General features: G+C 61.6%; 9 protein-coding genes and 1 pseudogene. 5 read left to right on the top strand and 5 right to left on the bottom strand.

The genetic code is table 11. The features are described from left to right. A pseudogene (locus E5W87_RS06730) lies at positions 1-1,668 on the bottom strand (helicase-related protein); the annotation flags it as partial. A gap of 691 nt (positions 1,669-2,359) precedes the next feature. Next, entirely contained in the window at positions 2,360-2,944 is a 585-nt protein-coding gene (locus E5W87_RS06725) for a TetR family transcriptional regulator (protein ID WP_292395189.1), read from the bottom strand. An 82-nt stretch (positions 2,945-3,026) separates the two neighbouring features. Here E5W87_RS06725 and E5W87_RS06720 point away from each other — a divergent pair, with 82 nt between their 5' ends. Continuing rightward, the gene (locus E5W87_RS06720; RefSeq protein WP_292395187.1) at positions 3,027-4,271 is read left to right on the top strand and encodes an NAD(P)/FAD-dependent oxidoreductase; all 1,245 of its coding nucleotides are present in this window, start codon (positions 3,027-3,029) and stop codon (positions 4,269-4,271) included. Between the two features lie 62 nt (positions 4,272-4,333). Here the strand turns inward: E5W87_RS06720 and phbB are convergent, their stop codons facing one another. Both phbB and E5W87_RS06710 read right to left on the bottom strand, forming a co-directional pair. Further along, positions 4,334-5,059: an acetoacetyl-CoA reductase gene (gene phbB, locus E5W87_RS06715; protein ID WP_292395185.1), complete on the bottom strand. Its 726-nt coding sequence runs from the start codon at positions 5,057-5,059 to the stop codon at positions 4,334-4,336. Between the two features lie 125 nt (positions 5,060-5,184). Next, on the bottom strand, positions 5,185-6,369 hold the full coding sequence (locus E5W87_RS06710) for an acetyl-CoA C-acetyltransferase (RefSeq protein ID WP_292395183.1): 1,185 nt from the start codon (positions 6,367-6,369) through the stop codon (positions 5,185-5,187). A 298-nt stretch (positions 6,370-6,667) separates the two neighbouring features. Between E5W87_RS06710 and phaR the strand changes: the two genes are divergently transcribed. Continuing rightward, positions 6,668-7,279 carry a polyhydroxyalkanoate synthesis repressor PhaR gene (gene phaR, locus E5W87_RS06705; RefSeq protein WP_126104564.1) on the top strand — a complete coding sequence of 204 codons (612 nt, stop codon included), beginning with the start codon at positions 6,668-6,670 and terminating at the stop codon, positions 7,277-7,279. Between the two features lie 91 nt (positions 7,280-7,370). Here the strand turns inward: phaR and E5W87_RS06700 are convergent, their stop codons facing one another. Beyond that, positions 7,371-7,871 (bottom strand): hypothetical protein, encoded by a 501-nt coding sequence (locus E5W87_RS06700; RefSeq protein WP_292395181.1) that lies wholly within the window; start codon positions 7,869-7,871, stop codon positions 7,371-7,373. Between the two features lie 118 nt (positions 7,872-7,989). On the opposite strand from E5W87_RS06700, the gene E5W87_RS06695 reads away from it, so the two are divergent. From E5W87_RS06695 to E5W87_RS06685, 3 genes are all read left to right on the top strand, one after another. Then, entirely contained in the window at positions 7,990-8,610 is a 621-nt protein-coding gene (locus tag E5W87_RS06695; RefSeq protein ID WP_292395179.1) for a TetR/AcrR family transcriptional regulator, read from the top strand. 171 nt (positions 8,611-8,781) lie between these two features. Next, positions 8,782-9,564 carry a 3-hydroxybutyrate dehydrogenase gene (locus tag E5W87_RS06690; protein WP_292395177.1) on the top strand — a complete coding sequence of 261 codons (783 nt, stop codon included), beginning with the start codon at positions 8,782-8,784 and terminating at the stop codon, positions 9,562-9,564. A gap of 46 nt (positions 9,565-9,610) precedes the next feature. Beyond that, positions 9,611-9,814: patatin-like phospholipase family protein (locus tag E5W87_RS06685; protein ID WP_292395175.1), on the top strand; the 204-nt coding region annotated here is incomplete at its 3' end.

The raw sequence follows: 9,814 nt of genomic DNA, 5'->3' as shown, positions 1-9,814 counted from the left end.
ATGTCGCCGTTGGCCGAGGCGCCGAAGCGTTCGGCCCGCGCCTCGAATTCGGCTGCAAGCGCCTTCTGGGCTGCTGTGCGCACTGCCTTGGCGTCTTCGCCGCCGGCGCTCTGGTCGGCGGTGAAGCGGAACCCCTGCAACTCGCCGACATGGTGGCCTTCGACGAGGACGGTTCCGGTTGGGCTAATTTCGGCTTCAGGCATGGTATTTTCTCTAAGGCGCCGCATGAGGACGGAAGTCCTGCGGTCTACGAAGCGTTTCGTCAACCGCTCATGCAGCGCATCCGACAATCTGTCTTCGATTTCGCGCGTCTTTTCCTGCCAGTGTGCCTGATCGGCCAGCCAGCCGGGCCGGTTGGAAACGAAAGTCCAGGTGCGGATCTGGGCGATCCGGTGCGACAGCGTGTCGATGTCGCCCTCGGTGGTGTCGGCACGGCGCACCTGCTCGGCCATGTAATTCTCGTCGACATGGCCATGCCTGGCAAGGTCCGTATAAATCGAGGCGATCAGGTCGGCATGCTGTGCCGGCGCGATCTTCCTGTAGTCGGGGAGGGCGCAGGCCTCCCACAACAGCGCCACGCGCCTGGCGTCCGTGGCAAGCGCCCGGATGTCCTCGTCGCGGGACAAATGCTCGAGCGCCTGTGCATCCACCGCCGGCAGCGCACGCGTCAGGCCTTCGACCGGAGCGTTGGTCTCGATGGAGCGCTTCAGCGCATCGAGGCTGGCGAAATCGAAATGCGCGGTGCGCCATTGCAGCACCTTCACCGGGTCGAACTCATGCCCTTCGATCTTCTTGACCAGATCTTCGTCCAGCGGATCGACCTGGCCGGTGACGCCGCAAGTGCCGGCCGGCACGGCCGGCGATCTGGCCGAGCTCGGCCGCCGTCAGGTTGCGATACTGGTAGCCGTCGAATTTGCGGTTCTGGGCGAAGGCGACATGATCGAGATCGAGGTTTAGGCCCATGCCGATCGCATCGGTGGCGACCAGATAATCGACGTCACCCGCCTGGAACAGCTCCACTTGCGCGTTGCGAGTACGGGGCGATAGCGCGCCGAGCACGACGGCCGCACCCCCTTGCTGGCGGCGGATCAGTTCGGCAATGGCATAGACCTCGTCGGCGGAAAAGGCGACGATCGCCGTGCGTCGCGGCAGGCGGGTCAGCTTCTTCGAGCCGGCATAGGCGAGATGCGACAGCCGTGGCCGAGTCACCACCGACACGCCCCTCAGCAGGCGCTGGAGGATGCCGTGCATGGTGGCTGCGCCGAGCAGCAGCGTCTCCTGGCGGCCGCGCAGATGCAGGATGCGGTCAGTGAAGATGTGGCCGCGCTCGAGATCCCCGGCCAGCTGCACCTCGTCGATGGCGACGAAGGCGGCGTCGGTCTCGCGCGGCATGGCTTCCACCGTGCAGACCGAATATCTGGCGCCGTCGGGCTGGATCTTCTCCTCACCGGTGATGAGCGCCACCTTGTGAGCGCCGACCTTCTCGCAGACGCGTGTATAAACCTCGCGGGCGAGCAGCCTGAGCGGCAGGCCGATAATGCCGCTTTCATGCGCCACCATGCGCTCGATGGCGAGATGGGTCTTACCGGTGTTGGTCGGCCCGAGCACGGCAGTTACGTCGCGGCCCGACAGGATCAGCGGCTCAGTGTGTTTCGGCTGGATGTTCATCGACCTGGAAATAAGGCTCTCTGCCTCGCGTTGTCGGGAGCGCGCCCCGTGGTGGCGCGTGTGACAAGCGACACATAGGGATTTCGGGCGCGAAGCGAAAGCGGAATGTTCCGACGGCAGCTCGAAGGCTCTCGTTGGGTGTTGTCAACCGGTCCTAATTTAACAGTTGGAACGAGTCTGGAACGAATCAGCTACGAATCGCTGACTCTTGCTGATTCAGGTTTTGTTCACGGCTACATCTGGGTTTTTTGCCGGCGAGTCTCACCACATGCTGAATCGCCAGACTGGCCCGATTCATGCAAGGCGGACGTCGCTGTTAACATTTGCCGGTGAACGATCGGCGTAGGGCGGCAGGCGTCACCCAACATTATGAAATTATTGGTCTTTCCTAACGCGTCTTAACGGGTTCGAGGGGTGTTTTCAGCCTTTGTCGTTAACCTTCCGGTCAAAGCCGGAACGAAACGGCGACGAATCAGCGCTGGCGCACGTTTCCCGGTTTGTTCACCCCAACATGTTGTGTTGCGAACAGCTTTTCCACCGAGAATCCACAGGCGGGGAACCGGGTTTTGCACAGGCTGCGCGGCCACCGTTAACCTTTGCATGCCGCTTCGGCACAAATCGGCGTCACGTCCATCGGTCGGCAGCATCGCTGCACGAGGACAGGCTCGGCCAACAACGCTGAACGGCTGGTTCAAGACACGTCCTCTCCCACGGCATAGCGCTGCAAAGTAGGGCCGATGCACTGGATGATTTCATCGTGCGACAGGGCGACGACGGGCGGAAGCCGCAGCAGGTATCGGCACATCGCCAAACCCAGCAACTGGCTCGAAACGAGCCCCGCCCGTCGGCCGGCGTCGGCGGGGTCAGCGACCGCCGCAACCACCGGCCTCACCTGGTTGCCAAATACGTCGCGCAGCTTTTCGGCGGCGAATTCGTTCGACGTCGCCGAACGCAGCAGAATTGCCATGCCAGGACCGCTGGCCGGACCCTCCCAGATTTCGAGAAAACGCCTGATCAGTGTTTCGCCGATCGCGGTTCGGTCGATCACCCGCAGTGCGGGCAATTGCAGGTCGACGACCGCCGCCCTGGCGAACAGCTCGTCCTTGCTGCGGAAGTAGCGGATCACCATGGCCGGATCGATCGAGGCCTGCGCCGCGACGTCGCGGATGGAGGCGCCGTCATAGCCGTGCTCGGCGAACAGAAGCCTCGCGGCCTCAAGGATTTGGGCGCGCGTGCGGTCCGACTTGCTGGGTTTCTTCGGCTGATTCTCGGTCATGAGAGTCCGTATGCCAACGCCTGTTGACAAATGCAATGGCTTCCCTTAGAAAGTCAACGATCGTTGACAAATGGAGAGAGAAATGTTGCCCGATACAACGGAAGTCCTGATCATTGGCGCCGGCCCGACCGGTATGGCGCTGTCCATCGTGCTGCACCAGGCCGGTGTCGATCATGTTCTGATCGACAGGCTGGCGCAGGGTCTTCAGACCTCGCGGGCTGGCGTTATCCACGCCCAGACGCTGGAATCGCTGGAGCCTCTCGGCGTCACACAGCGGCTGAGCGAACTTGCACTGAAGCTGCAGAATTTCGCTATTCGCGACCGCAATCGGGCGCTGCTCAAGCTCGATTTCGGCAAGCTTCCGTCAAGGCATCCGTATTTGATGATGCTGCCTCAGAACCTGACCGAGCAGGTGTTCGCCGAACGGATTGCTGCCCTGGGCGGCGTGATTCACCGCATGGTCGAGGCCAAGGCGGTCGTTCAGGACGTTGACGGCGCGCGCGTGACGGTGGTCGAGAACGGCCGCGAGAAACTGATATCGGCGCGCTATGTCGTTGGTGCCGACGGCATGAACAGCCTGGTGCGCAGGTCGACCGGCATCGAGTTCGATGGCGCGGCCTATGACGCTTCGTTCGTACTCGCCGATGTTCGTCTCGACTGGCCGGTTGGGCCGACCGAAGTGTCGCTGTTCTTTGCACCGGCCGGGCTGGTGGTGGTAGCGCCGCTTCCGGATGGATCGTACCGGGTCGTCGCAACAATGGATGACGCACCGGAAAAGCCCGAGGTTGCCGACATCCAGGCGCTGCTCGACAGCCGTGGACCGACCAAAAACAGAGCCCGGGTGCTCGACCTGTCGTGGAGCTCGCGTTTTCGCGTGCATCACCGCTTGGTCCGCTCGTACCGCAAGGACCGGTTGTTTCTCATGGGTGATGCCGCGCATGTGCATAGCCCGGCGGGAGGGCAAGGCATGAACACCGGCATCATCGACGCGGTCATGCTTGGCCAGTTGCTTGGCGACGTGGTGAACGGTGTGCGCCCGGAAGCGGAACTCGACCTCTACGAGACGCTGCGGCGCCCTGCGGCCCAAGAGGTGCTTGAACTGGCGGGCACGATGACAAACATGGCGCTTACCCGCAGTCCGGTGAAGCGGTTCGTCCGCAACCTCGTGCTTTCGGTGCTGAACCTCAATCCATTCCTGAAGCGTCGCATCGCCTTGAGATTGTCAGGCCTCAGCCGGGCGCCGCTTGCCCGCTTGCCGGCACCTTCGCGTGAGCCGATCGCCCAGACCAAGCATGCAGCCGAACCAGGGCTGAAGCTTGTCGCCTGACAGCGTTATGGGCGTGTATGCCCGTGCCGTGCTGGTTCAGTTATCGGCGAGGGGCCGACGCCTCAGGCGATGTACTGACCGCCATTGGCGGTTAGGGTTGAGCCGGTGATGAAGCCGGCATCGTCTGAAGCGAGGAAGACGACGCAGCGTGCGATTTCTTCCGGTTCGCCGAGGCGGCCGATCGGGATCTGCGGAATGACGCGCTCGTTGAGCACCTTCTCATCCATCGCCCTGACCATTTCGGTGGCGATGTAGCCGGGGCAGATGACATTGACGGTGATGCCGGCCCGCGCCCCTTCCTGGGCGAGCGCCTTGGTGAAGCCGATGTCGCCAGCCTTCGACGCCGAATAGTTGACTTGGCCGGTCTGGCCCTTCTGGCCGTTTATCGAGGAGATCGTGATGACGCGGCCGAACTTGCGGTCGCGCATGCCGCCCCACAGCGGGTGCGTCATGTTGAAGACGCCCGACAGGTTGGTATCGATGACCTCTTTCCACTGCTCGCGCGTCATCTTGTGGAACATGGCGTCGCGGGTGATGCCGGCATTGTTGACCAGCACGGAAACCGGGCCGAGATCGGCCTCGATCCGCTTGATACCGGCGGCGCAGGCATCGTAGTCGGCGACCGACCATTTGTAGACCGGGATGCCGGTCATCGCGTTGAATTTCTGCGCCGCTTCGTCATTGCCGGCATAATTCGCGGCAACCTTGTAGCCGGCGTTTTTCAGGCCGATCGAAATCGCAGCGCCAATACCGCGCGACCCGCCGGTGACGAGTGCTACCTTTGTCATGAGTCCTCCCCTTTTAATTCGTGAGCGCGATGGGCGGGGATCGCTCTGACGGCGATTGAGCCCCGTTCGCCACCGATTATTTCACGGCTTGCTCACTCTGTCTCCACAGTGCTTCGCATATGACTTCACAGCGCTTCCACGCACATGGCAACACCCATGCCGCCGCCGATACACAGCGTAGCAAGGCCTTTCCTGGCATTTCTGCGGCGCATTTCGTAAACCAGCGTGTTGAAGATACGGGCGCCCGAGGCGCCGACCGGATGGCCGATGGCGATGGCGCCGCCATTGACGTTCACGATGGACGGGTCCCAGCCCATGTCCTTGTTGACGGCGCAGGCTTGTGCGGCGAATGCCTCGTTGGCTTCGATCAGGTCGAGATCGCCGACCGACCAGCCGGCCTTGGCCAGTGCCTTGCGCGAGGCGGGAATAGGCCCGGTGCCCATGATTTGCGGGTCGACGCCCGCGGTCGCCCAGGAAACGATGCGCACCAGCGGCGTGATGCCGCGTTTTGCGGCTTCGGCTTCGGTCATCAGCACCACGGCGGCGGCGCCGTCGTTGATACCGGAAGCATTGGCGGCGGTCACGGTGCCTTCCTTGTCGAAGGCGGGCTTGAGCTTGGTCATGGCCTCGATCGTGGCGCCGTGGCGGATGTACTCGTCCTGGTCGACAATAGTGTCGCCCTTCCTGCCCTTGACGGTAAAGGCAACGATCTCGTCCTTGAATTTCCCGGCCTTCTGGGCAGCCTCGGCCTTGTTCTGAGAGCCGACGGCGAGCTGGTCCTGGTCGTCGCGGGTAATCTGGAACTGGTTGGCGACGTTCTCCGCCGTATTGCCCATGTGGTAGCCGTAGAAGGCGTCGGTCAGGCCGTCCTTGATCATCGTGTCGATCAGCTTGAAGTCGCCCATCTTGACGCCACTGCGCAGGTGCTGCGCATGCGGTGCCATCGACATCGATTCCTGACCGCCGGCGACGATGATCTTTGCATCTCCTATAGCGATCTGCTGCATGCCAAGCGCGATGGCGCGCAGGCCCGAGCCGCAGAGCTGATTGAGGCCCCAGGCAGTCGCTTCCTGCGGCACGCCGGCCGCCATCGCCGCCTGCCGTGCCGGGTTCTGGCCTTGAGCCGCGGTCAGGATCTGGCCGAGGATCACCTCATCGACCTCCTTGCCATCAACGCCGGCACGGGCGAGCGCTTCCTTGATGGCGACGGCGCCCAGTTCGTGGGCCGGTGTATTGGCAAAGGCGCCGTTGAAGGAGCCGACAGGCGTGCGCGCCGCACTGGCGATGACAATGGCATTGGAAGCGGACATGTTCTTCTCCAGACTTCAGGGGTCGAATTTGGGGTGCGGTTAGGGACTTTTCTTGCCCTTTCCATGGCCCAAGTCAAACCGGAAATGGGCATGCCGGTCATGCGCCACAAGGAGGTTGCGCGCCGTCATGGAAACAGTCCGCTCGTTGCTGCGCAGCATATTTAGCCCGCCATGCAGCATTAATCGATCCCGCACTGCACAAACCACTTGGAATTGTGACGCTTTTGCGCATATCCTTGAAAAGCGCAATCGTTACCGGCTGCTTACTCAAGTGCGCCGGTGTCCCGGGAGGATACTGATGGCCGCGAAAGACGAACCGATTATCATCAAGAAATATGCCAATCGCCGCCTCTACAACACCGGCACCAGCACTTATGTGACGCTCGAGGACCTTGCCGACATGGTCAAGAAGGGCGAGGAGTTCACCGTCCAGGACGCCAAGACCGGCGACGACATCACCCATCCCGTGCTGACCCAGATCATCTTCGAACTGGAGAACAAGGATGGGCAGAATATGCTGCCGATCCCGTTTCTGCGCCAGTTGATCGCCTTTTACGGCGACCAGATGCAGATGATCGTGCCGAGCTTCCTCGAGCAGTCGATGATCGCCTTCTCAAAGGAACAAGAACGCTTCCGCGAGCAGATGAAGGGTGCCTTGGGCAAGTCGCCGCTGGACATGATGAAGATCGCCACGCCGATCAAGGCGCTGGAAGAGCAGACGCGCCGCAACATGGAGATGTTCCAGAATGCCATGCGCCTGTTCACGCCCTTCCCACCCGCAGGCTCGAATGGTTCTTCCGCAGCGCCGGCAGAGCCGGCCAGGAAAGAAGCATCGGAAAAACCCGATGACCTTCAGGAGTTGAAGGAACAGATCGCCGCCATGCAGCGCAAGCTCGACACCATGTCGTGAACACCGGCCGGACAAGGTCCGGCCGAAACCTTCCTCAGCAGTGTCAGAATATCTCTGCCTCGAATGAGGCAGAGATGCCATCCGGCCCCCGCTATTTCGTCGTCACGGTCACCAGAGCGGTAACGGGTTTGCCGTCCACAAGGATGGGCTTGTGATGATCATCGGCAAGGAGGATGCCGATCACGTGCGTGCCGGCGGCATCCGGACAATGGCCGAAACGAGCCTTGATAAGATCGCCGCCAAAGTCGCTGTTCATGCTGTTGTACGGCCTGCCGGAGATGTTGCAGCTGTCTCCGTCGGGATCGATCTTCATATGCACGTGGCCGCATTGGCTGTTGTCGCCGCATTTGCCTGCAGGGAGCAGCGTGAAGTTGCTCCTGACGATGACGCCTATCGCCTTCTCGGCATCGTTGCCGAGTTCGATGACCGAACCGGCCGCCGGCCAGGCGATTTCCAGGGTGGGCCGATCTTCGGCCTTGGCAAATCCAAGCGACAATAAGGAGAAAGCGAGGGCAGTCGTTGCGATGATGCGAAGCATAGTAACCTCCGTTGACGTGTAATCACCGATTACATATGAATCGCTCGGGCGCAAGAAAATAATCAGTGATTACATTTCGGCACCGTGCTATTCGGGAAGCATGACCAACCCCACGGATTCCGGCGAAGCCGCCAACCCCAAGCGCTATCATCACGGCAATCTGGTCGAGGCCTTGATCGCTGCAACCGTGGAGATCATCGAAGAGCGCGGAGCAGAGCATGTGTCTGTGCGTGAGGCCGCAAAGCGTGCCGGCGTTTCGCCTGGCGCGCCATTCCGGCATTTTCGGTCGAAAACAGCACTGCTGACCGCAGTCGCCGAACAGGCCATGAACCGGCTGACTGAGGCCGTTGCCGATGCACAGTCAAAAGTCGACAGCGCAGATCCCATTGCGGCCTTCGAAGCGATTGGACAAGGCTATCTGGAATGGGCGATCAGCAATCCCACACATTTCCAGATCATCAGCTCCCGAACGCTGATTGATTTCGACGCGTCGGATAGTCTTCGGGATCAGAATGAAGCCATTCGCCGGAAGATGATCGACCTGCTGACCCAAGCGCAGCAACAGGGTCGGCTTGCTCCGGACACTGACTTCGATCATCTGGTGCTTGCCGCGCGTGCCTTTGTCTATGGGTTGGCGCGCATGGCGATCGATGGTCATTTTCCGGAGTGGCATCCGTCGGAGCAGCCGTCCCTCGCCGCGCGGAGGGCCCTCCATCTTTTCATGAGCCAGATGACCATTTCATCCAAAACGCAGTCTCACGAGCACCCCGACATGGCTTCCCGGGATCGCTGACAAAACTGTTGTCACGCAGCCTGTCAGGTGCACAACTTCGAGCAGACGCGGGCATCTTCATGACAAAAATTTCATGTCATCGCCAATCCGTGCCGCTGTTCTTGCGCCGCACGAGACATATATGCTGCACTGCAATATGTCTCCGTTAGCGCCGTACTGAAGGATTTCGCCTTGCCCAGCAGAAAAACCGCCATCGTCACCGGGTCCACCTCGGGCATTGGCCTGGCCATTGCCCATGCGCTCGCGGCGGAAGGCTGCAACGTCGTCGTCAATTCCTTTTCCGACACGGCCGACGACCGGGCCATCACCGATGCGATCGCCAAACATCACAATGTGAAGGCCGTCTACATCAAGGCAGACATGTCGAAGCCGGCCGAATGCTGGGCGCTGGTTGCGAAGGCAGCCGAAACCTTCGGTTCGGTCGACATCCTGATCAACAATGCCGGCATCCAGCATGTCGCGCCGGTGGAAGAATTTCCGATCGAGAAGTGGGACGCCATCATCGCCATCAATTTGTCGTCGGCCTTCCACACCATCGCCGCCGCCATCCCGCTGATGAGAGAAGCCGGCGGCGGCAGGATCGTCAACATCGCCTCCGCCCACGGGCTGGTCGCCTCGCCGTTCAAATCGGCCTATGTCTCGGCCAAGCATGGCATCATGGGGCTGACCAAGACCGTCGGATTGGAGCTGGCGCGCGACAAGATCACCTGCAACGCCATCTGCCCCGGCTATGTGCTGACGCCGCTGGTCGAGGCGCAGATCCCCGACCAGATGAAGGCCAACAAGATGGACCGCGAGACGGTGGTCCGCGAGGTCATGCTCGAAAAGCAGCCGACCAAGGAATTCGTCACCGTCGAACAGGTTGCCGCTGCCGCGGTGTTCCTGTGCTCGGACGCGGCGGCGCAGATCAACGGCACGCATATCTCCGTCGACGGCGGCTGGACCGCCCAGTGAGTTTGGGCGCGCAAAAAAATCTGGCCGACAAATCAAGGGCAACGCCATGACGAAAAACGGCAAGGCGGAGGAGCCCAAGAAGATCAACGTCGCGTTGCAGGGCGGCGGTTCGCACGGCGCCTTTTCCTGGGGCGTGCTCGACCGGTTGCTGGAGGACGGGCGGCTCGAGATAGCGGCGGTTTCGGGCACCAGCGCCGGCGCCATGAACGCCGTGGCGCTGGCCGACGGTTTCGTCCGCGGCGGCGTCGAG

The organism is Mesorhizobium sp. (genome assembly GCF_004962925.1).
Lineage (GTDB): Bacteria > Pseudomonadota > Alphaproteobacteria > Rhizobiales > Rhizobiaceae > Mesorhizobium.
The sequence above is the reverse complement of the archived record's forward strand: the minus strand, read 5'-3'. Positions and strand labels throughout refer to the sequence as shown.